The following is a 23847-nucleotide window of genomic DNA, read 5'->3' as shown; positions in this document are numbered from 1 at the left end:
GCTGCGCTTTGTTTGTTGCGCCGTTCAAGCGAGAAAAAGATTATAGAACGCTTTTTAGAAGGAGCGCAAGCGGTTCACAACAATTTCTTTGTCGAAGAGTTCGAGCACTGCGTCGACGGAGGGCGTCTGGGCGCGGCCGCACACCAGCACGCGCACCGGAATGGCCAGCTGCGGCATCTTCAGGCCATGGGCGGTGATCACTTCCTTGATCGCCCCCTGGATGGCCGCCTTCGTCCATTCCAGACTGCCGAACTTGTCAGCCAGGGCGTGCAGCGCCGGACGGAGGGCATCCGTCAGATGCTGGGCCCGCTCTTCATCGCTGGCCTGAACATCCGTCACATACATCGACAGCCAGTCCGCCAGGGCGACCGTGGTGCTGCAGCGGTCCTTGAACAGCGCGCACATCCGGGCCAGACGGGCCGCTTCAGGCACGACCTGACCCCGCTTGCCGAACTGCTGGGCCACCAGCTCAGCCAGGCGGGCATCGTCGGCCTGCTTGATGTACTGACCGTTGACCCACTCCAGCTTGGCGGCATCCCACTGCGCCGGACTCTTGGACAGGTGGCTGCCATCAAACCAGGCCACCAGCTGCTCGCGGCTGAACAGCTCGTCGTCGCCATGACTCCAGCCCAGGCGGGCCAGGTAGTTGAGCATGGCCTCGGGCAGGTAGCCGTTTTCTTCGTAGGCAGTGACGCTGACAGCGCCACGGCGCTTGGACAGTTTCTGCCCGTCATCGCCCAGGATCACCGGCACATGGCCAAACTTGGGCAGCGGCGCACCCAAGGCCTGGAAGATGTTGATCTGCCAGGGCGTGTTGTTGACGTGCTCGTCGCCACGGAAGACATGGCTGATGCGCATGTCCCAGTCATCCACCACCACTGCGAAGTTGTAGGTGGGCACGCCGTCGGCGCGCATGATGATGAGGTCGTCGATTTCCTTGTTGCCGATGGTGATCGGGCCCTTGACCAGATCGTCCCAGGTGACCGCACCGTCCACCGGATTCGCAAAGCGGATCACCGGCTGCACGCCCTCGGGGATGGCCGGCAAGGTCTTGCCAGCGGCCGGACGCCAGGTGCCGTCATAGCGGCGCTTCTCGCCTCGTGCCTCCTGGGCAGCCTTCATGGCCTCCAGCTGTTCAGGCGTGGTGTAGCAGCGGTAGGCCTTGCCTTCGGCGATCAGCTGGTCCACGACCGCCTGGTAGCGGTCCAGGCGCTGCATCTGGTAGACGGGGCCTTCGTCATATTCCAGGCCGAGCCAGTGCATGGAGGCGAGGATCTGGTCGACCGAGTCCTGGGTCGAGCGCGCGACATCGGTGTCTTCGATACGCAGCACGAACTCGCCGCCGTGGTGACGAGCGAAAGCCCAGGAAAACAGCGCCGTGCGGGCGGTGCCCAGGTGCAGGAAGCCGGTCGGGGACGGCGCAATGCGGGTGCGCACAGGGGTGGATGCAGAGGTGCTCATCAGTGATTCAAGGTGGAAAGTCCGCGCAGCAGGTCATCGGTGATGTCGTCGACGTGCTCAAGTCCGACCGACAGCCGGATCAGCCCCTGGCCGATGCCGGCCGCCTGGCGCTGGGCTTCGCTCAGCCGGCCATGCGAGGTGGTGGCAGGGTGGGTGATGATGGATTTGGTGTCACCCAGGTTGGTGGCGATGCTCAGCACGCGGGTGCTGTCGATCACGTGGAAGGCGGCGGCGCGGGCGGCCTCGGGCGTATCGCCCTTCAGCTCGAAGGACAGCACTGCCCCGCCCTGCCCCGACTGCTGGCGCATGGCCAGCGCGTGCTGTGGATGCGAGGGCAAAGAGGGGTAGTAGACACGCGCCACTTCAGGGCGGGTCTCCAGCCAGCGCGCCACGGCCAGGGCCTGCTCGCTCTGCGCCTTCATGCGCAGCCCCAGGGTCTCGAGGCCCTTGAGCACCACCCAGGCATTGAAGGGCGACAGCACCATGCCGGCCGTGCGAACCACCGGGCCGAAGACGTCCTTGATCAGCTTGTTCGGGCCACACAGGGCACCGGCCATCACGCGGCCCTGCCCGTCCATGTACTTGGTGGCCGAATGCATGATCACGTCAGCGCCCATCTTCGCGGGCTGCTGGAGCGCGGGCGACGAGTAGGTGTTGTCCACCACCAGCAAGGCGCCCGCTGCATGGGCGATGTCGGCCAGCGCCTGGATGTCGCAGACTTCGGTCAGCGGGTTCGTGGGCGTCTCGGCGAAGAGCAGGCGCGTGGTGGGTCGGATCGCATCCCGCCACTCCTGCAGATCAGTCTGCGAGACGAAACTGGTCTCGACACCAAACTTGCCGAACTCCTTGGCGAAGAGATTGATGGTGGAGCCAAAGACCGAGCGCGAGCAGATGACGTGGTCGCCCGCCTTCAGCAGCCCCATGCACAGCAGCAGGATGGCACTCATGCCACTGGAGGTGCAGATAGCTGCTTCCGTGCCCTCCATGGCCGCCAGCCGGGCTTCCAGGCTGCGCACGGTGGGATTGCTGGTGCGCGAGTACGTGAAGTCTTCCGACTGCGAGAAGCGCTGGGCCGACGTCGCGGCATCCGGCTGCACATAGGCGCTGGTCAGGAACAGGGCTTCGGAATTCTCGCCATGCTGGCTGGGAGCCAGGGCCGTGCGCACGGCCAGGGTCTCGGGGCGCAGCCCCTCAGGCAGCTGGGCGCGCGCCAGGCGGCGCGCTTCCTCGTTCTGGCTCATTGGGCATCGCCCCCGCTCTGAAGGGCGAGGCGCGTGCGGGCAGGACCGTCTTCCTCGTCGCCCTGGCTCTTGCGCTGAGCCTGGATGGTGGCGAAGTCCTCTGCCGAGACGTCGCCGGTGATGTAGGTGCCGTCGAAGCAGGAGGCCTCGAAGCCCTTGAGGCCCGGCCGAAGCGCGGCCACGACGCGCTTCATGGCATCCACGTCCTGGTAGATCAGGGCATCGGCCCCGATGTACTGGCGCACCTCTTCGATGCTGCGGCCATGGGCGATCAGCTCTTCCTTCGTCGGCATGTCAATGCCATAGACATTGGGGAAGCGCACCGGCGGCGCGGCCGAGGCCAGGTAGACCTTGTTGGCGCCGGCCTCGCGGGCCATCTGCACGATCTCCTTGGAGGTGGTGCCGCGCACGATGGAGTCGTCCACCAGCAGCACATTGCGGCCCTTGAACTCCAGGCCGATGGCATTGAGCTTCTGGCGCACCGACTTCTTTCGCGCGCCCTGCCCCGGCATGATGAAGGTCCGGCCCACGTAGCGGTTCTTCACGAAGCCTTCGCGATAGGGCTTGCCGATCTTGTGGGCCAGCTGCATGGCCGAGGGACGGCTGGACTCGGGAATGGGGATGACCACGTCGATCTCGCTGGGCGGCATGGTCGAGATCAGGCGCTGAGCCAGGGTCTCGCCCATGTTCAGGCGGGCCTGGTAGACGGAGATGCCGTCCATCACGGAGTCCGGGCGCGCCAGGTAGACGAACTCGAACATGCAGGGATTCAGCGAGGGGTTCTCGGCGCACTGCTCGGTGTGGACCTGCCCCTGCGTGTCGATGAAGATGGCCTCGCCGGGGGCCACGTCGCGGTCCAGCTTCACGCCCGTGCCTTCCAGCGCCACGCTCTCGCTGGCCACCATCACGTCACCATTGGCGCCATGGCCGAAGCACAGCGGGCGGATGCCGAAGGGGTCACGGAAAGCCAGCAGGCCGTGGCCCGCGATCAGGGCGATCACCCCATAGGAGCCCTTGATGCGCTTGTGCACGGCACGCACGGCCTTGAACACGGCCTGAGGCGTCAGCGGCAGTTCGCGGGCGACCTGTTCCAGCTCATGGGCCAGCACGTTGAGCAGCACCTCGGAGTCGCTCTCCGTGTTGATGTGGCGGCGGTCGACGGCGAAGAGTTCCTGCTTCAGCGCATGGGCGTTGGTCAGGTTGCCGTTGTGCACCAGCACGATGCCGAAGGGCGCGTTGACGTAGAAGGGCTGGGCCTCTTCCTCGTTGTAGGCATTGCCGGCGGTCGGGTAGCGGACCTGGCCCAGGCCCACATTGCCCGGCAGCGCGCGCATGTTGCGGGTGCGGAAGACGTCGCGCACCATGCCGCGAGCCTTGTGCATGAAGCACTTGTTGCCCTGCATGGTGACGATGCCGGCGGCATCCTGGCCGCGGTGCTGCAGCAGCAGCAGCGCGTCATAGATCAGCTGGTTGACCGGCGTCTGGGATATCACACCAACGATGCCACACATGTTCTCTTCCTCGACTTGTCGGCTTCCTGGGCTGGAAGCACTCGCTACGATACACAGGGCCCGGGCGCTTGTGGCGCTCAGGCCGGGATGAATTTGTTGACCGACTCCGGCAGCAGGGGATGCAGCACCCGCAGCCCCGACTGCAACCATGGCGCCAGCGCGGAGCCCTGCCACGGCTCAGACTGCACCAGCGGCGTCATGCCCACCAGCAGGGCCACGAGCAGGCCGATGAACAGCCCGCGCAAGGCGCCGAAGCCGCCACCGCCCAGGCGGTCCAGCCAGGACAGCGGCGAGGCCTGGATCAGCGCGCGGACCAGCTTGGCCACCAGGCTCCAGACCACCAGGATGGCGATGAAGGCGAGCACCAGCCCGGCCGCATGGCTCAGGGTCGGGCCCAGGCGCCCCTCGGGCAGCAGGCCCTGCACCACAGGCGCCAGCCAGGGTGACAGCAGGTAGGCGACAAGCCAGCCGGCGAGCGCGAGCACCTCATACACGAGGCCCCGCCACAGCCCGACGGCGACGGACAGGCCCAGGACGATCAACAGGGACAGGTCGACCCAGCCCATCGGATCAGAGCGTCAGCACCGTGCCGGACAGGCCGCCGCCACGCAGCTTGGCAGCCGCTCGATCGGCTTCCTCACGGCTGGCAAAGGGGCCCACGCGCACGCGAATGCGCTTGCCGTCCGGCGTTTCGATCGCCTGCGTGTAGGTCTTCAAGCCCAGCTTCTCGACTTTGCCCCGCACGTCCTGCGCCGCCTTGGCCTCGGCAAAGGCGCCCACCTGCACGATGAAGCGGGCTCCAGCCACGGCATCGGGTTTCTTGTCGGCAGGCTTGGGCGGCTCACGCCCTTCCAGCAGGGCCTGGGCGCGGGCGGCATCGGCTTCACGCTCGGACTGAGGGCGGGCATGCGCCTTGTCCTGTGGCTTCTCGGTGGCTTTCTCAGCGGGCTTCTCAGCGGGCTTGGCCGCGGCCTTGTCCTGCGGTTTTTCCGGCGCCTTGTCAGCGGGCTTGCGCGGCTCCGGCCTGGGCTCCACCTTGGGTTCGGGCTTGCTGGCGGCCTCCTTGCGGGCCTCGGGATGCGTGTCCTGCCTGGGCGCCTCGGTGGGTTTCACCGGCTCCGCCACAGGCGCGGGCACTTCGTTCACGATGCCAGTGCCCTGCTCCGCAGGCGCTGCCGCATGGCGTTCAGCGCTGGCGACCGGCGCAGTGGCCACGGGCACGCTCAGGGGCGGCAGGCCGTCCTTCTTGGGGATCTCGATGGGCAGGTCCACCGGCACGGGTCGCGGCTGGGTCTCGAAGACCAGCGGGAAGGCGATCACGCCGGCCGCCACCAGCACCGCTGCGCCGATCAGGCGCCGCCTGGCGCGCAGGCGCAGCTGCTGCACGGCATCCAGCCCCTCGGCCACCGGCTTGGCCGCCGTCTTGTTGTCCTCGGCACGCTTGAAGAATGACAGCAAACCCATGTGTGATGCGGCACCTTGGAGAGCCGGAGATGGACGGCGCCAGGGCCGCGTGAGACAGGCGTTGGGACTCGGTCAGGCCGGTGGCGAGCGGGAGCAGGCTCAGGGCTTGGCAGCCGCTGCACCGGCCGTCAGCCTGGGCACACCGTCCTTCAGCACACCGCCCACGGTGTAGAAGGAACCGAAGACCAGAATTCTATCAGCGGGGTCCGCCTCGGCCGCGGCGGCGGCCAGGGCGGACTGCGGGTCTGCGTGCTGGGCGATGCTGACCTCCTTGGGCGTCTTCAGCCCTCCCTGCGCCTGCAGCGCGGCAAAGCGCTCCGCCAGGGCGGTGGCGGTCGCGGCCCGGGGCAGCGGCAGATCACAAAAATGCCAGCGGTCGACCAGGGGCGCGATGCGCGCGAGGATCTCCGCCAGGTCCTTGTCCGCCATGGCACCGAAAACGGCATGGGTACGCGGGAAGAAGCCCATCTGGTCCAGGTTCTGGGCCAGGGCCGCGATGGCATGGGGGTTGTGGGCCACATCCAGCACCAGGGCCGGCTGACCCGGCACCACCTGGAATCGCCCCGGCAGCTCCACCAGGGCCAGACCGGTGCGGACCGCCTGGGCGCTGATCGGCAACTGCTCATACAAGGCCTCGAACACGGCCAGCACGCCCGAGGCATTCAGCAGCTGGTTGACGCCGCGCAGCGCCGGAAAGGCCAGACCGCTGAACTTGCGCTGGCGCCCTGCCCACTGCCATTGCTGGCGGTCGCCGCCATAGCTGAAGTCCTTGCCCAGCTGGCGCAGATCGGCGCCGACGGCCGCAGCATGCGCCGCCAGGCTGGCCGGCGGCATGGGGTCGCTGACGACCACCGGCTTGCCCGGGCGCATGATGTGGGCCTTCTCCCGCCCCACGGACTCGCGGTCCGGGCCGAGGTACTCCACGTGGTCGAGGTCGATGCTGGTGATCACCGCGCAATCGGCGTCGATGGTGTTGACGGCATCCAGCCGCCCGCCCAGCCCCACCTCCAGGATGACCAGGTCCAGCGGCTCCGCCGCCAGGCGGCTCAGGATGGCCAGCGTCGTGAACTCGAAATAGGTCAGGGCCACCTCGCCGCGCGCCGCTTCGACAACCTCGAAGTGCGGCAGCAGGCTGTCGGCATCGACAGGCGCCCCGCCCACACGGCAGCGCTCCTGGAAATGCACCAGGTGCGGCTTGATGTACAGGCCCACCCGGTAGCCGGCCTGCAGGGCGATGGACTCCAGCATCGCGCAGGTCGAGCCCTTGCCATTGGTGCCCGCCACCATCACCACCGGCGCCTGGAAGCGCAGGCCCAGGCGGTCCCGCAGGGTGTTGACCCGGGCCAGGGTCATGTCGATTTCCTTGGGGTGCAGGCGCTCGCAGTGGGCCAGCCAGTCGTCCAGGCGTTGCTGGGCGGCACTGGCGGGGGCGCTCTGGTGGGCAATCGGGGCGGTGGTCATGGGCGGGAGTGTCCGGAATGCAAAACGGCCAGGCTGGGGGCCTGGCCGCGAGGGGGCGATGGAACCGGATCAGGCGACGGCGTCAGAGCTCTGGCGCTGCAGCATGGCCAGCTGGCGGGCGATGGTCTCGCGGAGCTGACGGCGGTCCACGATCATGTCCACGGCGCCCTTTTCCATCAGGAATTCAGCGCGCTGGAAGCCCGGCGGCAGCTTTTCGCGCACGGTGTTCTCGATCACGCGGGGGCCTGCAAAGCCGATCAGGGCCTTGGGCTCGGCGATGACGATGTCACCCACAAAGGCAAAGGAGGCCGAGACACCGCCCATGGTCGGGTCGGTCAGCACGCTGATGTAGGGGAGCTTGGCCTTGGCCAGGCGGGTCAGCGCGGCATTGGTCTTGGCCATCTGCATCAGGGACAGCAGGCCTTCCTGCATGCGGGCGCCGCCGGTGGCAGTGAAGCAGATGAAGGGCGTCTTCTGCTCGAGGGCCGTCTCGACCCCCCGGGCAAAGCGCTCACCGACCACGGAGCCCATGGAGCCGCCCATGAAGTCGAACTCGAAGCAGGCGGCCACCACGGGCACGCTCATCACGGCGCCGCCGATCACCACGAGGGCGTCGGTCTCGCCGGTGGTCTCGAGGGCTTCCTTGAGGCGGTCCGGGTACTTCTTGCTGTCCTTGAACTTCAGGGCATCGACCGGGATCACTTCCTGGCCGATCTCATAGCGCCCTTCCCCGTCCAGGAAGGCGTTCAGGCGTGCACGGGCACCGATGCGGTGGTGATGGCTGCACTTGGGGCAGACATTGATGTTCTGCTCCAGGTCGGTCTTGTAGAGCACCGTCTCGCAGGACGGGCACTTGATCCACAGCCCTTCAGGCACGGTGCGACGCTCGGCGGCCTCGCTTTGCTGCATCTTGGGCGGCAGAAGTTTCTCAAGCCAACTCATGGGCAGACTCCTTCGTCTCAGGTCTCGTTTTCGGGCGACCCACCGCCTCTTGGGTGATGGGTCGCCGGGGTCAGCAGGGGCGTCAGCCCTCTTCAGCTGCGAGGCAAGGCGTCCAGCGCCTCGCGGATCTCGCGGATGAAGGCCGCCCCGGTGGAAGCCACATTATCGCGTGCTTCGACCTCCAGCAGCTGAACCAGGCGGGAACCGATCACCACGGCATCGGAAACGCGGGCCACGGCCTGGGCGGTGGCCGCATCGCGGATGCCGAATCCCACCCCCACCGGCACCGAAACCCGGGCCCGGATGCGCGGCACCATGCGGGCCACAGCCTCGGTGTCCAGGTGCCCCGCCCCGGTCACGCCCTTCAGCGAGACGTAGTAGACATAGCCACTGGCCACCTTGCCGACGCTGGCCATCCGCTCGTCCGTGGACGTGGGCGCCAGCAGGAAGATGGGGTCCAGCCCGGCGGATTTCATCAGGCCGGCGAAGGCCTCGCATTCCTCGGGCGGGTAGTCGACGATCAGCACGCCGTCCACGCCCGCCGCCTTGGCATCGGCCACGAAAGCGGCCTGGCCATAGCGCTCCACGGGATTGGCGTAGCCCATCAGCACCACGGGCGTCTCGCCATCCTGCTCACGGAAGGCTCGCACATAGGCCAGCACCTGCTTCAGGCCGATGCCATGGGTCAGCGCGCGTTCGGCGGCCTTCTGGATCACGGGACCATCGGCCATGGGATCGGAGAAGGGCACGCCCAGCTCGATGACGTCGGCACCGGCACGCGCCATGGCCAGCATCAGCTCGACCGTGCAGTCCGGGAAGGGATCGCCAGCGGTAACGTAGGGGATGAGGGCCTTGCGACCCTGCTCGGCCAGGCGGGCAAAGGTGGACTGGATGCGGCTCATTGCGCACCTCCCTTCGCGGGCGCGCTGACAACCACGGTGTCGGACCCCTTCACCGACTGGCCACGACACGACGGCCGGCAGTAGAAGTCGGCCTTGGAAAGGTCAGCCACCGTGCCGATGTCCTTGTCACCCCGTCCGGAGAGGTTGACCAGGATGTGCTGGTCCGGGCGCATCGTCGGGGCCAGCTTCATGGCATGGGCCACGGCATGGCTGGACTCCAGCGCCGGGATGATGCCCTCGGTGCGGCACAGGCGGTGGAAGGCATCCAGGGCTTCCTGGTCGGTGATGCCCACATACTCGGCCCGACCGATGTCCTTCAGATAGGCATGCTCAGGCCCCACGCCGGGATAGTCCAGACCGGCGGAGACGGAGTGCGTCTCGATGATCTGGCCGTTCTCGTCCTGCAGCAGATAGGTGCGATTGCCATGCAGCACGCCGGGGCTGCCCAGGCTCAGCGTGGCCGCATGCTTGTGGCCCTCCAGGCCTTCGCCCGCGGCCTCCACGCCGATCAGGCGCACCTGCTCGTGAGGAATGTAGGGGTAGAAGATGCCGATGGCATTGGAGCCTCCGCCCACGCAGGCCACGACGGCATCCGGCTGGCGGCCGATCATCGGCGGCATCTGCTCCAGGCATTCGTCGCCGATGATGCGCTGGAAGTCGCGCACCATCATCGGATAGGGATGCGGGCCGGCCACGGTGCCGATGATGTAGAAGGTCGACTCGACGTTCGTCACCCAGTCGCGCATGGCCTCGTTGAGGGCGTCCTTGAGGGTCTTGGAGCCCGAGTCCACGGGCACCACGGTCGCACCCAGCAGCTTCATGCGGTAGACGTTGGGCGACTGGCGCTTGACGTCCTCGCTGCCCATGTAGACCACGCATTCCATGCCGTAGCGGGCGCAGATGGTGGCCGTGGCCACGCCGTGCTGGCCGGCGCCGGTCTCGGCGATGATGCGCTTCTTGCCCATGCGCCGGGCCAGCAGGGCCTGCCCGATGGTGTTGTTCACCTTGTGGGCGCCGGTGTGGTTGAGGTCCTCGCGCTTGAGGTAGACCTGCGCGCCCCCCAGTTCACGACTGAGGCGATCGGCGTGATAGATGGGGCTGGGGCGCCCCACGAAATGCGCCAGCTCCTTCTTGAACTCGGCGATGAAGTCCGGGTCCTGGCTGTAGCGGGCATAGGCCTCGTTGAGCTCGTCCAGCGCATGGACCAGGGTCTCTGCGACGAAACGGCCGCCATAGACCTGGCCGTTCACGGGTCCGAAATGCCCGCGGGCATCCGGCATGTTGTAGTGCGACATGATGGTTCTCTCTTCAGGGGCCGAGCCACCCATCCCGGGCGGGCTCAGCCGGCATCTTCAAGGCGGGCATCCGCTTCACGGACAGCCTCGCAGAACTGACGCATCAGCAGGGGATTCTTGAGGCCCTTGGCCTCCTCCACCCCGGAGCTGACGTCAACGGCCCAGGGCCGGACGCGAAGAATCCCTTCGATCACATTTCCGGCATGCAACCCACCAGACAAAACGACTGGAGAGGGCACGTTTCGAGGAAGCAGTGACCAATCGAAGACCTTTCCACCACCACCATAGCCCTCGACATGGGCGTCGACGAGCATGGCCTGGGCGCTAGAGAACTGTTGGGCGAAGTCTAGCAAATCAAAGCCGGGGCTCATGCGTGCCGCACGGATATAGGGCCGCGCCATGCGCTCGCACTGCTGCGGCGTCTCGTCGCCATGGAACTGCAGCAGCAGGTTCGGCAGCGCCGCCATGGCCTCGGCCAGCAGTTCATCGCTGGCATTGACGAAGAGGCCCACAGGCGTGACGAAGGGCGGCAGGCGCCGCGCCAGCTCGGCGGCGCGCAGCGGGCTCACATGGCGCGGGCTCTTTTCATAGAAGACGAAGCCGATGGCATCGGCCCCGGCCTGGACGGCGAAGTCCAGGTCCTGCTCGCGGGTCAGGCCGCAGATCTTGATGCGTGTTCGGGTCATCGCTGCTCTCCCAGGCTGGACCGCGGCAAGGGCCTCACGGCAGCCAATCCATGGCCGCCGTACGCTCCGGCAAGCCCAGAGGGGCATCGTAGTACGGGCCGAGGAAGTACAGCCCTGCCGGCGAGAAGGTCGGCGCTGCCGCCTGTCGGCTGCGTGCGGCCACCACCTCGGCCATCCACTCGGGCGGCTTCAGCCCGCTGCCCACCGTGATCAGGCAGCCCATGATGTTGCGCACCATGTGGTGCAGGAAGGCCGAGGCATCGAACTCGAAGCGCCAGTAGGCGCCGCGGCGGTGGATGTCGATGGCGCGCAGCACCTTCACCGGCGACTTGGCCTGGCATTCGGCGGAGCGGAAGGAGGAGAAGTCGTGCTCGCCCAGCAGGTGCTGAACCGCGGAACGCATGGCCTCCCCATCGAGCGGGCGAAACACCCAGCCACAGGCGCCACTCTCGATGGCCGGCCGCACGGCAGACTCCAGCAGCAGGTAGGCATAGCGCCGCCCACGCGCGTGGTTGCGGGCATGGAAGTCCGCCCCCGGGAAGGCGCACCACTGGATGGCGATGTCCGGAGGCAGGTAGCGGTTGGTCCCGCGCACCCAGGAAAAAGGCTCGCGCAAGGCCTCGGTATCGAAATGCACGACCTGGTTGAGCCCGTGCACGCCGGTGTCCGTGCGGCCGGCGCAGATCGTGCGGATGGGCGCATCGGCAAACTGGGACAGCGCTTTCTCCAGGGCATCCTGCACGGTGCGGCCATTGGGCTGGGACTGCCAGCCCAGGTAGCCATCTCCGCGGTAACTGACCCCCAGGGCCACGCGCTGCGTCATCGAATCATCCTCACAGGAAATGCCGGGCCTGCCGCCCTGCCCTCGCCGGTCACAAGCCGCCGCCGCCCCGGCAACGGGGTCAGGTCTTGCGGCCAAGAAAAAAGGCGCCCGAAGCTCGGGCGCCTTGTCATTGTCGCGGACATTGCGCCGCGCTCGTGAGCAGGCCGCTCAGCGGAGCTCGTCCAGCATGGCCTGGGCCTTGGCGCGGAGGTTGCCCTCGGCCTTCATCACCAGTTCCTGCAGGACGTCGCGGGCCCCTTCCACATCACCGATCTGACGGAATTCCTCAGCCAGCTCCAGTTGACGCTGCAGAGGATCGCCTTCGTCGTCGGCCAGGGCGTCGATGGCATCGGCCAGCTGGTCAGCGGCGCTGCGGCCCGAGGTCTCCAGACCGAGCGGGTCCGCGACCGTGGCCGTGGCCGTGGGCGACGGGGCGTCCGTCGCCGGCAGGTCGAGGTCGATCGAGGACAGGTCGAAGTCCAGGCTGTGGGCATCCGGCGGCAGCGGGGCTGCGGCGGTGGCTGCATCAAAGTCGCCGAGCTCGTTGAGGTCGAACTGCAGATCAGCCGCGGCGGCCTGCGCCGATTCCGGCAGCTTGGGCGCGCCCAGGTCCACATCCATGCGCAGGGGCGCCTGGGCTGCGGACACCGGCAGCGCCTGCGTCGCCTCCATCGAGGAGCTGGAGCCCCCGAGATCGAGGTCCAGGTCGAGGTCCAGGCTGCTGGCCGGACCAGGATCGGTCGCAGGCGTGCCCATCATGCCGGCGGTCGCAGGCAGGGTGGTCGCGTTCATGGGCTCGGGGCGCTGCTCGGCGTCGCCAGCAGCCAGGGCGGCAGGCATGCCACCCGGCTGGTACAGGGGATGCTCGGGATCGATCTGACGACCCAGCTCCTGCACCTTGGGCCAGTCCTCGCCCTGGCCTTGCGTCTCGGCGTACAGCTGAGAGGCCAGTTGCTCGTAGGCCTTGGTGTCGCGGCGCTTGGCGTAGACCTCCAGCAGCTTCAGGCGGATGGCCAGGCGCTCCGGGTTCGCGCGCAGGGCTTCCTTCAGGATTTCCTCGGCCTGCAGGTCGCGGCCATAGGCCAGATAGACATCGGCTTCCGCCACCGGATCCACGTCACCGATGGCATCCAGCTGGCTCAGCGAGTAGCTCATCGAGCTCTGGCTGGAATTGCCGGACTCCCGGGTGTCGATGCGCTGGCCACCGCTGGCACCGAAGAAGGAATCGGGCTGCAGGCGGCTTTCGGTGAAGGCGGTCTCGGCCTTGAACTCAGGACGGCGATTGCGCAGACGCATCAGACCCAGGCCACCCAGAGCGACCACCAGCACGCCGGCCAGGATCGGCAGGATGGGGCCGTCGGTCAGCGAGTCGATGAAGCTGGGCTCAGGTGCAGGCGCAGGAGCAGGCTTGCGCGGTGCCGGCTTGGGACGGCTCGCCGCCGGGGCAGCCTCCGAAGCGGCCTGCGAGGCAGCGACAGCCGGGGCAGCAACGGACGCCGCCGGGCTCGGCACGCTGGCAGGCGTGGGCAGCGCTGCCGGCAGGGTCACGGCGGGCGCCGGAGCCGGGGCCGGCGCGGGAGTCGGCGCCGGACTCGGAGCTGGCGCGGGCGCAGCCGTCGGCTTGGTCTGGCTGGACAGCTTCTTGAGCTCTTCCACGTTGCGGGTCAGCTCAGCAACACGCGCCGCGGAGTCCTTCTTCTCCGTGTCCTTGGAGGCCTTGACCTCGGTGCCGGTCGAGGCGCTGGGCTTGCTGAGGGTCAGCTTGTCGGGCGCGGCGGCAGCGGGCTTCTTGTCCGCCGCCTCGGCCTGCACCCGACCCTTGGCGGACTTGTCGCTCTCGTCCTGGTGGATCAGGGGAGCGCCAGAGGCCAGGCGCTGGCGGTAGCTGTTGAAGTCGGCGCTCTGGGCCTGGATCACCTGGCGGGCTTCGGCCGGGCTCAGTTCGCCCAGCTTCTCGCTGCCAGGCACCTTCAGCACGACGCCAGCCCTCAGCCGGTTCATGTTGTTGTCGACGAAGGCGTCCGGGTTCGCGCGGTAGAGGCCCACCAGCATCTGGTCCAGCGAGATGCCATCGACCTGCGTCTTGCCTGCGATGCGCGACAGGGTGTCACCCGGCTTCACCGCGTAGTCGCTGGCGGCCGTGGGGTTCACGGGAGCAGGCGCGGGCGCCGGCTTGGGCTCGGCACGAGGCGCCGGCGGGGTCACGGCCGGGCGCTGCGCAGCGGGACGCTGGGCGGGCTGGCTGGCGACGGCCTTGGAATCCACCGGTGCCGCGGCGATGACCGGCGCCGTGGTGACTTCGCTGGGCGCGGTCGGGCGGGCCAGCGTGGGCGGATCGAACAGCAGCGTGTACTCACGCGTCAGCCGGCCGGTGGACCAGTTCAGTTCCAGGATCAGGTCGACGAAGGGCTCCTGCACGGCGCGATCACTGGTGATGCGCAGGTAGGGGCGACCGTCGGGTCGACGCAGCAGCTGGACCTGGGTGGAAGTCAGCACCGAATTGAATTCGACGCCGCTGGCGCGGTAGACGTCCGGCGTGGCGATGCGGACCTTCAGCGAGCCGGCCTCTTCGGCCGTCATGCTGCTCACATCGATCTCGGCCTTGAGCGTCTCGCCCAGCGAAGACTGGACTTTTGAGCTACCCAGCCCGAGGCCCCAGGCCTGCAAGCTGGCCAGAGACAAGGCGGCCACCGCAACGCGGGTCAAGGCAAAGCGCCCGAAAGCGCGAGAGTACTTGTTCAAGGCGTCCCCCAAAGCAACAAAGCGGGCACCCCAAGGTGTCCGCCTGTTTCGACGATGTTTGTTATGTGGATCACAGCCCTCGAGATGCTGTCGTACACGGCTTCAGCGCTGCAGAAATCACAACAGCGTCAAGCATATACGCCAGACAACTCATGCAAAGGCTGAATTTCACCCTTGACAAGCGTCTGGTTCACTACCCGTTACCAGCTGTCGCATGTGGGCAACGGGTAGCGAAGGCTGGCCGAGGGATTTTACTGACTCAGCAGAATGCGCAGCATGCGGCGCAGCGGTTCCGCAGCACCCCACAGCAGCTGGTCGCCGATGGTGAAGGCGCCCAGGTACTCGGGGCCCATGGCCATCTTGCGCAGGCGGCCCACCGGGATGCCCAGGGTGCCGGTGACGGCCACGGGCGTCAGGTCCTGGATGGTGGCTTCCCGGGTATTGGGGACGACTTTCACCCATTCGTTGTCGGCGGCGATCATGGCCTCGATGTCGGCCAGGGGCACGTCCTTCTTGAGCTTGAAGGTCAGGGCCTGGCTGTGGCAGCGCATGGCGCCCACGCGCACGCAGAAGCCATCCACCGGCACGGCCGGCGAACCGAAGCCCTCGCCCTGACCCAGGATCTTGTTGGTCTCGGCCATGCCCTTCCACTCTTCGCGGGAGGTGCCGTTGCCCAGGTCCTTGTCGATCCAGGGGATCAGCGATCCGCCCAGGGGCACGCCGAAATTGGCCGTCTCGCTGGCGCTCAGGCTGCGCTGCTTGGCGATGATCTTGCGGTCGATCTCGAGGATGGCGCTCTTAGGGTCGGCCAGCAGTTCACGCACCTCGGCGTTCAGGGTGCCGAACTGCGTCAGCAGCTCGCGCATGTGCTGGGCGCCGCCGCCGGAGGCCGCCTGGTAGGTCTGGGTGCTCATCCACTCGACCAGGCCGGCCTTGTAGAGCGCGCCCACGCCCATCAGCATGCAGGAGACGGTGCAGTTGCCGCCCACCCAGTTGCGACCGCCCTTGGCCAGGGCGTCCTTGATCACGGGCAGATTGACCGGATCCAGGATGATGACGGCGTCATCCTTCATGCGCAGGGTGGAGGCGGCGTCGATCCAGTGGCCGTTCCAGCCTGCAGCGCGCAGCTTGGGGAAGACCTCGCTGGTGTAGTCGCCGCCCTGGGCGGTGATGATGATCTCGCAGCGCTTGAGCTGCTCGATATCGAAGGCGTCCTGCAGCGTGGTTTCGTTCTTCGCCTGGGCCGGGGCCTTGCCGCCGGCATTGGAGGTGCTGAAGAACAGCGGTTCGATCAGGTCGAAATCGCGCTCGGCCGTCATGCGGTCCATGAGCACAGAGCCGACCATGCCACGCCAGCCCACCAAACCTACGAGAGTCGTCATCTTGCTTCCTTTGTCATCTCACACCACAAACCCTTCTGGTCCTTCTCCGGCTCGTTCGCCGGGTTTGTGGAGGCGAGACGAACCGGAGCTGGATCAGCCCTTAATGGTTTTGGTCATGGTGACACCTGCCGTGACGGCAGCCACCACGGCATCACCCATCTCGCGGGTGCTCACCTTGCGCGTGCCTTCCGAATGGATGTCGGCGGTGCGCAGGCCCTGCGACAGCACGGACTGCACCGCGGCCTCGATACGGGCGGCGGCTTCCGGCTGATTCAGGGAGAACTTGAGCATCATGGCAGCGGAGAGGATGGTGGCCAGGGGATTCGCGATCCCCTTGCCGGCGATGTCAGGCGCGCTGCCGTGGCTGGGCTCGTACAAGCCCTGGTTGGCCGCATTCAGCGAGGCCGAAGGCAGCATGCCGATGGAACCCGTCAGCATGGCCGCTTCGTCGGACAGGATATCACCGAACATATTGCCAGTTACGACCACATCGAACTTCTTGGGCGCCTTCACAAGCTGCATCGCGGCGTTGTCCACGTACATGTGCTCCAGCTCCACATCGGGGTACTGGGCATGGACCTCGGTGACCACGTCCTTCCAGAACTGGAAGGTCTCCAGCACATTGGCCTTGTCGACGCTGGTGACCTTCCTGTTGCGCTTGCGGGCGGCCTGGAAGGCGACGTGGGCGATGCGCTCGATCTCGGGGCGCGAGTAGCGCATGGTGTCGAAGGCTTCCTCGGCGCCGGGGAAATGACCGTCCACCGCGGTGCGACGGCCGCGGGGCTGACCGAAGTAGATGTCGCCGGTCAGCTCGCGGATGATGAGGATGTCCAGGCCGGCCACGAGTTCGGGCTTGAGGCTGGAGGCGTGCGTCAGCTCGGGATAGCAGATGGCCGGGCGGAAGTTGGCGAAGAGCCCCAGCTCCCTGCGCAGGCCCAGGATGGCCTGCTCGGGGCGCAGGCGGCGCTCCAGGGTGTCGTACTTCCAGTCGCCCACGGCGCCGAAGAGCACGGCGTCCGCCGCCTTGGCCAGGGCCAGGGTGCTCTCGGGCAGCGGGTGGCCGGCGGCCTCGTAGGCCGCGCCGCCCACGGGCGCGGTCTCCATCTCGAAGGGCAGGTCCAGGACCTTCAGCACCTTGACGGCTTCAGCGACGATCTCGGTGCCGATGCCGTCACCCGGCAGGATTGCAATCTTCATGGTGGGTCAGTCTCGAAAATGGGGGTCAGTCGTCCGACAGCCAGTGGCTCAGGCGGTGCTCGCAGGCCTTGAACACCACATAGGCCATCATGGCCAGGAATCCGTTGAGCAGCAGCTCCAGCAGCTGGCGCAAGCCGCCTTCCAGCACGGCGTCCCAGCCGTGGTCCAGCAGGAAGCGCCCGTTGGCAGAGAGCAGGTGAAAGAGGTTGAGCGTGCCGATGCCGAAGGCAAAGAAGCTCAGCACCATCACGATGAAGGCGAGCCCGGGCCTGGCCAGCACCACACGGCGGAACCAGGCTCTCGGGGCCATCACGGCAGCGCCCTCGCCCGCCTCAGATGCGCCGGCCCAGCCAGGGCTTGACCAGCAGGCGCTCGGCCTCGAAGGCCTTGATCTTCTCGGCATGGCGCAGGGTCAGGCCGATGTCGTCGAAGCCGTTGAGCAGGCAGTACTTGCGGAAGGGCTGCACCTCGAAGGGCAGCTCGGTGCCGTCCGCCTTGATCACGACCTGGCGCTCCAGGTCCACCGTCAGCTGGTAGCCGGGGAAGGCGTGGACCTCGTCGAACAGGCGGGCCACCTGGCTCTCCGGCAGCACGATGGGCAGCACGCCGTTCTTGAAGCAGTTGTTGAAGAAGATGTCGGCGAAGCTGGGCGCGATCAGCGCGCGGAAGCCGTACTGCTCCAGGGCCCAGGGCGCGTGCTCGCGGCTGGAGCCGCAGCCGAAGTTGCTGCGGGCGATCAGGATGGAAGCGCCCGCGTAGCGCGGCTGGTTCAGCACGAAGTCCGGATTGGGCTTGCGCGAGGCGGGATCTTGGCCGGGCTCGCCCTTGTCCAGGTAGCGCCATTCGTCAAACAGGTTGGGGCCGAAGCCGGTGCGCTTGATGGACTTCAGGAACTGCTTGGGGATGATGGCGTCGGTGTCGACGTTGTCGCGGTCCATGGGCGCCACGAGGCCCTTGTGGATGGTGAACTTTTCCATGACGGGGTCCTCAGGCGATCTTGCGCACGTCGACGAAATGGCCCTGCATCGCGGCCGCGGCCGCCATGGCCGGGCTCACCAGATGGGTGCGGCCACCCGCGCCCTGGCGGCCTTCGAAGTTGCGGTTGCTGGTGGAAGCGCAGCGCTCGCCCGGCTCCAGGCGGTCGGCATTCATGGCCAGGCACATGGAGCAGCCCGGCTCGCGCCACTCGAAACCCGCGGCGGTGAAGATGCGGTCCAGGCCTTCAGCCTCGGCCTGCGCCTTCACCAGACCCGAGCCCGGCACCACGAGGGCCAGGCGCACATTGCTGGCGATGCGGCCACCGAGGCGCTTCACCACGGCGGCGGCTTCGCGCATGTCCTCGATGCGACTGTTGGTGCAGGAGCCGATGAAGACCTTGTCGATGCGGATGTCGCTGATGGCCTTGTTGGGCTCCAGGGCCATGTAGGTCAGCGCGCGCTCGATGGCGCCGCGCTTGACGGCGTCCTTTTCCTTGTCAGGGTCAGGCACGCGGTCCTCGATGGACAGCACCATCTCGGGCGAGGTGCCCCAGGTGACCTGGGGGCGGATCTGTGCGGCGTCCAGCTCGACCACGGCGTCGAAGTGCGCGCCGGCATCCGAGTGCAGGGTGCGCCAGTACTTCATCGCCTGCTCCCATTCCACGCCCTGCGGCGAGAAGGGACGGCCCTTGACGTAGCTGAGGGTGACCTCGTCCACCGCGACCAGTCCGGCGCGGGCACCGGCCTCGATGGCCATGTTGCAGACCGTCATGCGGCCTTCCATGCTCAGCGCACGGATGGCCGACCCGGCGAACTCGATGGTGTAGCCCGTGCCGCCGGCCGTGCCGATCCTGCCGATGATGGCCAGCACGATGTCCTTGGCGCCGACGCCAGGCAAGACCTGACCCTCGACCTTCACCAGCATGTTCTTCGCCTTCTTGGCGAGCAGCGTCTGCGTGGCCAGCACATGCTCGACCTCGGAGGTGCCGATGCCGTGGGCCAGCGCACCGAAGGCACCGTGGGTGGAGGTGTGGCTGTCGCCGCAGACCACCGTCATGCCGGGCAGCGTGGCGCCCTGCTCCGGGCCGATCACGTGGACGATGCCCTGGCGGCGGTCGCTCATCTTGAACTGGGTGATGCCATGGCGGTCGCAGTTGGCATCCAGAGTGTCGACCTGCAGGCGCGAAATGGGATCGGCGATGCCGGCGCTGCGGTCGGTGGTGGGCACATTGTGGTCGCTCACCGCCAGGTTGGCTGACAGGCGCCAGACCTTGCGGCCCGCCATGTCCAGACCCTCGAAGGCCTGCGGGCTGGTCACCTCATGGACGAGATGGCGGTCGATGTAGAGCACGGCCGTGCCGTCTTCCTCGGTGTGCACGACGTGCTCGTCCCAGAGCTTGTCGTAGAGGGTGCGTGCGCTCATGTGGGTCTCTCAGGCTGTGATGCGGCCAGCGGGTCAGGCCGTGCCGCGCAGGGGTTGGGTGGTGGCCGTGGTCTCGGTCCGGGTCTCGGGCGGGCACAGGGCGTCCACGAATCGCTGGACCACGGTGGGCAGGCGCTCTTGGCGCAGCACGCCCAGCACGTAGTCGCGCCGGGCCCAGTCTTCCTCCAGCCGCAGCTGGCGGACCTTGAAGACCTGGGCAAAACGTTCGGCCGGCGCCTGGGGCAGCACGGCGACACCCAGGCCCGATTCCACGAGCTGGGCGATGGCATCGAAGCCGCGCACCTGCAGGCGCGCGTTGAGCGTGCGGCCGCGGGCCAGGGCCTGCTCGCGCATCAGCTCCTGGGCGGCGGCGCCGGCATGAAGGCCGACGAGGTCGTAGTCCAGGAGCTCGTCAAAGCTGATCGAGGCGCGGTCCGCCAGCGCATGGCCTTCGGGCACCAGCACGGCCAGGCGGCCAGAGCGGTAGTTGAAGGTCTGCATGCGGCTGTCCAGCAGCGGCGCGGTGAACACGCCGACATCGGCGCGCCCTTCCGCCACGGCGGCCTGCACCTCGGCGCTGGTCAGGTCTTCCAGGCTGATGCGGATCTGCGGGTGGGCCTGCGAGAAGGCCACCAAGTCCGGCGGCAGGGCCTCGGCAATGGCGCCGCTGTTGGCCACGATGCGCAGATGGCCCTTGATGCCGCGGGCGAACTCCATCACCTCGCTCTCCAGCGCATGCAGCGAGGCATGCAGGGAGCGGATGTGGCGCACCAGCGCGCGGCAGGCCTCGGTGGGCTCCACGCCACGGGCGCGGCGCTCGAACAGTTGCACACCCAGGCGCGTCTCCAGATCGGAAATCCGCTTGGAGGCCGCGGCCAGTGCGAGGTGCTCGCGCTCCGCGCCGCGGGTGATCGAACGGGTCTGTTCGATCGCCAGCACGAGGTTGAGGGTGGTGAGGTCGAGTCGCATGTGAGTGGCCTTGGCAGTAATTTAGTCTTCGCGGAAGACTTTGTTACTACCCAATCACCCAAACAAGCCTTCGCGCAAAGCGAAGAATACAGCAATCCCGCGCCGGACCCAAGCCGGTGGCGACGAAGGCCGACGCCCCCTCACATCTGGCGAAACTTGCCCTGGAAGCTCTGGCTCACCGCCAGGGTGCGCGGGTGGTCACGCAGGTGGATGCGCATCTGCCCCAGGCCGTGGCGCTCCACCCAGTCGACATGGCTGAGGTTGACCACGCTGCCGCGGTGCACCTGCCAGAACTGCTGCGGATCCAGCTGGGCCAGCAGGTCCTTGAGGCTGGTGCGTATCCAGGCCTCGCCGCCCTGCGCCACGACCTGGGTGTACTTGCTGTCGGACTGGAAATAGAGGACCTCGGCCACCGTCAGCAGGCGCAGGGCCTCGCCCTCCCCCACCTGCAGCCAGCGCAGGGGCTGTGCAGCCGGCGGTCTGGCGAGGCGGTCCAGCACGGCGCCCAGGTCTGGTGGCGCCTGGCGCAGGCGCTCGCGCAGGCGCTGCACGGTCTGGGCCAGGCGCTCCACCTGCAAGGGCTTGAGCAGGTAGTCGACTGCGCCATGCTCGAAGGCCTGCAGCGCATGCTGCTCGTAGGCGGTCACGAAGACGAGATGGGCCCGGCCCGAGAGCAGTCGAGCCAGGGCCAGGCCATCCAGCACAGGCAGGCGGATGTCCAGGAAGACGAGCTCGGGTCGATGCTGTTCGAACAGCGCCAGGCCCTGCTGGCCGTCGGGCGCCTCGTCCAGCACCAGCTCGGGCCACAGCAGGGCCAGCTGCTCGCGCAGGGCGGCACGCGGGAGGGCTTCGTCTTCGATCAGCAGGGCACGGGGCATGGGCAGGCAGGAGAGCACTTGACGGAAAAGGCGGGCGCAGCCCGCTTCAGGGACGGCCCGCAGCGGCATCGGACGCCTGCCAGGGCAGGTGCAGGCTCGCCCGCACCCCGCCGCCCGGCCGGCTCGTGACCGACAGCCGGGCCCGCGGTCCGTGCAGCAGGGCCAGGCGTTCGCGCAGATTGTGCAGGCCCAGGCCCGAGCCGGCGCTGGCGGCCGGGCCGGTGGACAGGCCCACGCCGTCGTCCTCCACTGCCAGGAGCCAGGCCGCGTCTTCGCTGCCTTCCGCCTCGCGCTGCAGCAGCACGCGGATGGTTCCGCCACGGGCGCTGGGCTCGATGCCGTGCTGGAGGGCATTCTCGACCAGCGTTCCCAGCATCAGCGGCGCCAGGGGCTGTGCGCCCAGGTCGTCGGCCACGGCAGGCATGTCGACACGCAGGCGCTCGCCCAGGCGCATCTGCGCCAGTGCCAGGTAGTGCGAGGCCAGCTCCAGCTCATGGGCCAGGGTGGACATGGGCGCCCGCATGGAAGGCAGCGCCAGGCGCAGGTAGCGGTGCAGGCGCCCCAGCATCTCGTCGGCCAGCGCCGGGTTGTGACGGACCAGGTACTGGATGCCGGCCAGGGTGTTGTAGAGAAAGTGCGGCTCCATCTGGGCCTGCAGGGCCTTGAGCTCGGACTGCGTCACCTGGCGGGCAAGGTCCGAAAGCACGGCCTGCTGGGCCTGGCGTGCCCGCTGGCCCTGCTGCTGCCGCCACTGGCGCCAGCGCCCGAGCAGGGGAAGACCGTGCAGGGCCAGGGCGAAGGTCAATGGCGCCGGGAGCTGGTGCCACGGAATCTCCTTCAGGGGCCAGCCATACAGCCGGGTGCCGAGCTGCGTCGCGAGCAGGGCGGCGCCCGCTGCGGGCAGCGGCGCGCCCAGCACTACCGCCACGGCACTCCAGCGCGCGTGACGGGCGGCCCAGGGGCCCACCCGCGTGCGCCCGCAGGCCCATCGGCAGCCCGTCAACCACAGCCCGACGGCGGTGTAGGCCACCCACAGGGACAGGAGGTGCTGCAGCACCCAGGGCGACGCGCCCCAGGCCCGGGCCCCGACCAGGGCGGCGACGTACAGCGCCGTCGGCAGCAGCTGGCCACGGTTCAGAACATACGGAGCCAGCAGCTCGGGCCAGGCCTGCCGGTCTGCGGACGGGGCGAGGCTCACATCAGGTCCAGATTGCCCGGAGGCTGAGGCCTGGCCGAGTACTGCGGCACCTGCTGCAGCCCGGCGTTGAAGGCCTCCAGGCGCAGCGGCAGGCGGTCCACGCTGAGGGGCACGGACTGGCCCACCTCCTCGAAGCGCATGCGGGCGACCCAGACCTTGCCCTCGCCACGGACCAGCGGGCCCATCATCACCACGCCGCCATTGCCTTGCGGCACATCGAGGGTGATGGCGAAAGGCTGCCAGCCGGCGCTGTCTCGCGGCTGGGCGGGATCACCGTTCGTGCCGACGACCAGAGGCAGTTCGCTGCTCTTCAGCACGCGGCGCGGTCCGACGAAGCTGGCGCTGTCGGGGCGCTCGCGAGCCTCCATGTAGACGCCGGCCCAATGCTTGACGCCCTCGGTGCGGTAGAAGCCGCTCAGGCGCACGCGCTTGCCGGCATAGCCCGTGGCCCAGGTCGTGGCCGAGCCATGGGTGAACTCGTCAAGCGCCGCCGTGCTTTGCACCGAGAGGGTCGGGGCGTCCAGGTAGGCGCTCTGCGGGTCCAGGCCGATGCGGTAGGCCGTGGGTCCCGGGCCCGTGCTGGATGAACCCCAGCCCTTGGCGTTCTCGAAACCTGAGCTGGCGGCAGCCATCAGGAGCACCGCAGCAGGCGCGGCAAACAGTACTTTCCAATCCATGCAAGTCTCCCTCGGGGAATCAACAGGCCTCCAGCATGAGCGGGACGGACCTGCCGGGTCGACAGGCATGCGACCAGCCCCCTGGTTCCGCGACGGGCGCCCCGGTCCGCGGACGAAGGCCGGTCTCTCGGGTCAGCCCAGCGCTGCCACCACCTCAGGCGGGGCCTGCACCAGCTCGATCAGCACCCCTTCCCCGCCGATCGGAAACTCCTCGTTGCTCTTGGGATGGATGAAGCAGATGTCGAAGCCCGCAGCGCCCTTGCGGATGCCGCCGGGCGCGAAGCGTACACCGTTGGCGCTCATCCACTCGACGGCCTTGGGCAGGTCATCCACCCAGAGGCCCACGTGGTTGAGCGGCGTGACGTGCACGGCGGGCTTCTTCTCGGGGTCCAGGGGCTGCATGAGGTCGACCTCGACCTTGTGCGCGCCGCTGCCGATGGCGCAGATGTCCTCGTCCACGTTCTCGCGCTCGGAGACGAAGTTGCCGGTCACGGTGAGGCCCAGCACGTCGACCCACAGCTTGCGCAGGGCCTGTTTGTCCGGACCGCCGATGGCGATCTGCTGGATGCCGAGGATTCGATAGGGCTTGTGTGTCACTGAAGTTCTCCAGGGCCGACA

22 protein-coding genes are annotated in these 23847 nt (G+C 67.9%); all 22 read right to left on the bottom strand.

What is annotated here, in order from left to right; all coding sequences use genetic code 11:
* Window positions 1-54: 54 nt before the first annotated feature.
* Entirely contained in the window at window positions 55-1461 is a 1407-nt protein-coding gene (gltX, locus tag O9Y01_RS16335) for a glutamate--tRNA ligase (RefSeq protein WP_269632671.1), read from the bottom strand.
* A complete protein-coding gene (locus tag O9Y01_RS16330) occupies window positions 1461-2702 on the bottom strand; it encodes an O-succinylhomoserine sulfhydrylase (RefSeq protein WP_269632670.1) in 1242 nt (413 codons plus the stop codon). Before O9Y01_RS16330 ends, gltX begins: the two co-directional genes overlap by 1 nt.
* On the bottom strand, window positions 2699-4213 hold the full coding sequence (gene purF, locus O9Y01_RS16325) for an amidophosphoribosyltransferase (RefSeq protein WP_269632669.1): 1515 nt from the start codon (window positions 4211-4213) through the stop codon (window positions 2699-2701). Before purF ends, O9Y01_RS16330 begins: the two co-directional genes overlap by 4 nt.
* A gap of 77 nt (window positions 4214-4290) precedes the next feature.
* Window positions 4291-4779: a CvpA family protein gene (locus O9Y01_RS16320; protein ID WP_269632668.1), complete on the bottom strand. Its 489-nt coding sequence runs from the start codon at window positions 4777-4779 to the stop codon at window positions 4291-4293.
* A gap of 4 nt (window positions 4780-4783) precedes the next feature.
* Window positions 4784-5677 (bottom strand): SPOR domain-containing protein, encoded by an 894-nt coding sequence (locus O9Y01_RS16315; RefSeq protein ID WP_269632667.1) that lies wholly within the window; start codon window positions 5675-5677, stop codon window positions 4784-4786.
* Window positions 5678-5776: 99 nt separating this feature from the next.
* Window positions 5777-7138 carry a bifunctional tetrahydrofolate synthase/dihydrofolate synthase gene (folC, locus tag O9Y01_RS16310; protein WP_269632666.1) on the bottom strand — a complete coding sequence of 454 codons (1362 nt, stop codon included), beginning with the start codon at window positions 7136-7138 and terminating at the stop codon, window positions 5777-5779.
* Window positions 7139-7207: 69 nt separating this feature from the next.
* A complete protein-coding gene (gene accD / locus O9Y01_RS16305; protein WP_269632665.1) occupies window positions 7208-8080 on the bottom strand; it encodes an acetyl-CoA carboxylase, carboxyltransferase subunit beta in 873 nt (290 codons plus the stop codon).
* Window positions 8081-8172: 92 nt separating this feature from the next.
* Window positions 8173-8982, bottom strand: a complete 810-nt coding sequence (gene trpA, locus O9Y01_RS16300; RefSeq protein WP_269632664.1) for a tryptophan synthase subunit alpha — start codon at window positions 8980-8982, stop codon at window positions 8173-8175.
* Window positions 8979-10277 carry a tryptophan synthase subunit beta gene (gene trpB / locus O9Y01_RS16295; protein WP_269632663.1) on the bottom strand — a complete coding sequence of 433 codons (1299 nt, stop codon included), beginning with the start codon at window positions 10275-10277 and terminating at the stop codon, window positions 8979-8981. The genes trpA and trpB overlap by 4 nt, the downstream gene beginning before the upstream one ends.
* A 44-nt stretch (window positions 10278-10321) precedes the next feature.
* Window positions 10322-10963, bottom strand: a complete 642-nt coding sequence (locus O9Y01_RS16290) for a phosphoribosylanthranilate isomerase (protein WP_269632662.1) — start codon at window positions 10961-10963, stop codon at window positions 10322-10324.
* Between the two features lie 34 nt (window positions 10964-10997).
* Entirely contained in the window at window positions 10998-11786 is a 789-nt protein-coding gene (gene truA, locus O9Y01_RS16285) for a tRNA pseudouridine(38-40) synthase TruA (protein ID WP_269632661.1), read from the bottom strand.
* Between the two features lie 168 nt (window positions 11787-11954).
* Window positions 11955-14492, bottom strand: coding sequence for a FimV/HubP family polar landmark protein (locus tag O9Y01_RS16280; RefSeq protein WP_269632660.1), 2538 nt, complete (start codon window positions 14490-14492; stop codon window positions 11955-11957).
* A 287-nt stretch (window positions 14493-14779) separates the two neighbouring features.
* Complete coding sequence (gene asd, locus O9Y01_RS16275; RefSeq protein WP_269632659.1) at window positions 14780-15910, bottom strand: aspartate-semialdehyde dehydrogenase; 1131 nt, start codon at window positions 15908-15910, stop codon at window positions 14780-14782.
* A 93-nt stretch (window positions 15911-16003) separates the two neighbouring features.
* On the bottom strand, window positions 16004-17107 hold the full coding sequence (leuB, locus tag O9Y01_RS16270; protein WP_269632658.1) for a 3-isopropylmalate dehydrogenase: 1104 nt from the start codon (window positions 17105-17107) through the stop codon (window positions 16004-16006).
* 25 nt (window positions 17108-17132) lie between these two features.
* Window positions 17133-17420, bottom strand: coding sequence for a hypothetical protein (locus O9Y01_RS16265; RefSeq protein WP_269632657.1), 288 nt, complete (start codon window positions 17418-17420; stop codon window positions 17133-17135).
* A gap of 19 nt (window positions 17421-17439) precedes the next feature.
* Complete coding sequence (leuD, locus tag O9Y01_RS16260; protein WP_269632656.1) at window positions 17440-18084, bottom strand: 3-isopropylmalate dehydratase small subunit; 645 nt, start codon at window positions 18082-18084, stop codon at window positions 17440-17442.
* 10 nt (window positions 18085-18094) lie between these two features.
* Complete coding sequence (gene leuC / locus O9Y01_RS16255; protein WP_269632655.1) at window positions 18095-19507, bottom strand: 3-isopropylmalate dehydratase large subunit; 1413 nt, start codon at window positions 19505-19507, stop codon at window positions 18095-18097.
* 33 nt (window positions 19508-19540) lie between these two features.
* Entirely contained in the window at window positions 19541-20476 is a 936-nt protein-coding gene (locus O9Y01_RS16250) for a LysR family transcriptional regulator (RefSeq protein ID WP_269632654.1), read from the bottom strand.
* A gap of 140 nt (window positions 20477-20616) precedes the next feature.
* Window positions 20617-21354 (bottom strand): LytR/AlgR family response regulator transcription factor, encoded by a 738-nt coding sequence (locus O9Y01_RS16245; RefSeq protein WP_269632653.1) that lies wholly within the window; start codon window positions 21352-21354, stop codon window positions 20617-20619.
* Between the two features lie 46 nt (window positions 21355-21400).
* Window positions 21401-22552, bottom strand: a complete 1152-nt coding sequence (locus O9Y01_RS16240) for a sensor histidine kinase (RefSeq protein WP_269632652.1) — start codon at window positions 22550-22552, stop codon at window positions 21401-21403.
* Window positions 22549-23229 (bottom strand): hypothetical protein, encoded by a 681-nt coding sequence (locus O9Y01_RS16235; protein WP_269632651.1) that lies wholly within the window; start codon window positions 23227-23229, stop codon window positions 22549-22551. The genes O9Y01_RS16240 and O9Y01_RS16235 overlap by 4 nt, the downstream gene beginning before the upstream one ends.
* Before the next feature lie 132 nt (window positions 23230-23361).
* Window positions 23362-23826 (bottom strand): VOC family protein, encoded by a 465-nt coding sequence (locus O9Y01_RS16230; RefSeq protein ID WP_269632650.1) that lies wholly within the window; start codon window positions 23824-23826, stop codon window positions 23362-23364.
* Window positions 23827-23847: the final 21 nt, after the last annotated feature.

The sequence above is a fragment of the Pelomonas sp. BJYL3 genome (genome assembly GCF_027257975.1).
In the GTDB taxonomy this organism is placed as follows: Bacteria; Pseudomonadota; Gammaproteobacteria; order Burkholderiales; family Burkholderiaceae_C; genus Roseateles_B; species Roseateles_B flavus.
Note: the sequence above shows the minus strand (reverse complement) of the source record. Positions and strands in the feature narration are given on the sequence as shown.

Coding starts and splice junctions, on each gene's coding strand:
- gltX (WP_269632671.1), bottom strand. CDS start 1,461: ATGAGCACCTCTGCATCCACCCCTGTGCGCACCCGCATTGCGCCGTCC.
- O9Y01_RS16330 (WP_269632670.1), bottom strand. CDS start 2,702: ATGAGCCAGAACGAGGAAGCGCGCCGCCTGGCGCGCGCCCAGCTGCCT.
- purF (WP_269632669.1), bottom strand. CDS start 4,213: ATGTGTGGCATCGTTGGTGTGATATCCCAGACGCCGGTCAACCAGCTG.
- O9Y01_RS16320 (WP_269632668.1), bottom strand. CDS start 4,779: ATGGGCTGGGTCGACCTGTCCCTGTTGATCGTCCTGGGCCTGTCCGTC.
- O9Y01_RS16315 (WP_269632667.1), bottom strand. CDS start 5,677: ATGGGTTTGCTGTCATTCTTCAAGCGTGCCGAGGACAACAAGACGGCG.
- folC (WP_269632666.1), bottom strand. CDS start 7,138: ATGACCACCGCCCCGATTGCCCACCAGAGCGCCCCCGCCAGTGCCGCC.
- accD (WP_269632665.1), bottom strand. CDS start 8,080: ATGAGTTGGCTTGAGAAACTTCTGCCGCCCAAGATGCAGCAAAGCGAG.
- trpA (WP_269632664.1), bottom strand. CDS start 8,982: ATGAGCCGCATCCAGTCCACCTTTGCCCGCCTGGCCGAGCAGGGTCGC.
- trpB (WP_269632663.1), bottom strand. CDS start 10,277: ATGTCGCACTACAACATGCCGGATGCCCGCGGGCATTTCGGACCCGTG.
- O9Y01_RS16290 (WP_269632662.1), bottom strand. CDS start 10,963: ATGACCCGAACACGCATCAAGATCTGCGGCCTGACCCGCGAGCAGGAC.
- truA (WP_269632661.1), bottom strand. CDS start 11,786: ATGACGCAGCGCGTGGCCCTGGGGGTCAGTTACCGCGGAGATGGCTAC.
- asd (WP_269632659.1), bottom strand. CDS start 15,910: ATGACGACTCTCGTAGGTTTGGTGGGCTGGCGTGGCATGGTCGGCTCT.
- leuB (WP_269632658.1), bottom strand. CDS start 17,107: ATGAAGATTGCAATCCTGCCGGGTGACGGCATCGGCACCGAGATCGTC.
- leuD (WP_269632656.1), bottom strand. CDS start 18,084: ATGGAAAAGTTCACCATCCACAAGGGCCTCGTGGCGCCCATGGACCGC.
- leuC (WP_269632655.1), bottom strand. CDS start 19,507: ATGAGCGCACGCACCCTCTACGACAAGCTCTGGGACGAGCACGTCGTG.
- O9Y01_RS16250 (WP_269632654.1), bottom strand. CDS start 20,476: ATGCGACTCGACCTCACCACCCTCAACCTCGTGCTGGCGATCGAACAG.
- O9Y01_RS16245 (WP_269632653.1), bottom strand. CDS start 21,354: ATGCCCCGTGCCCTGCTGATCGAAGACGAAGCCCTCCCGCGTGCCGCC.
- O9Y01_RS16235 (WP_269632651.1), bottom strand. CDS start 23,229: ATGGATTGGAAAGTACTGTTTGCCGCGCCTGCTGCGGTGCTCCTGATG.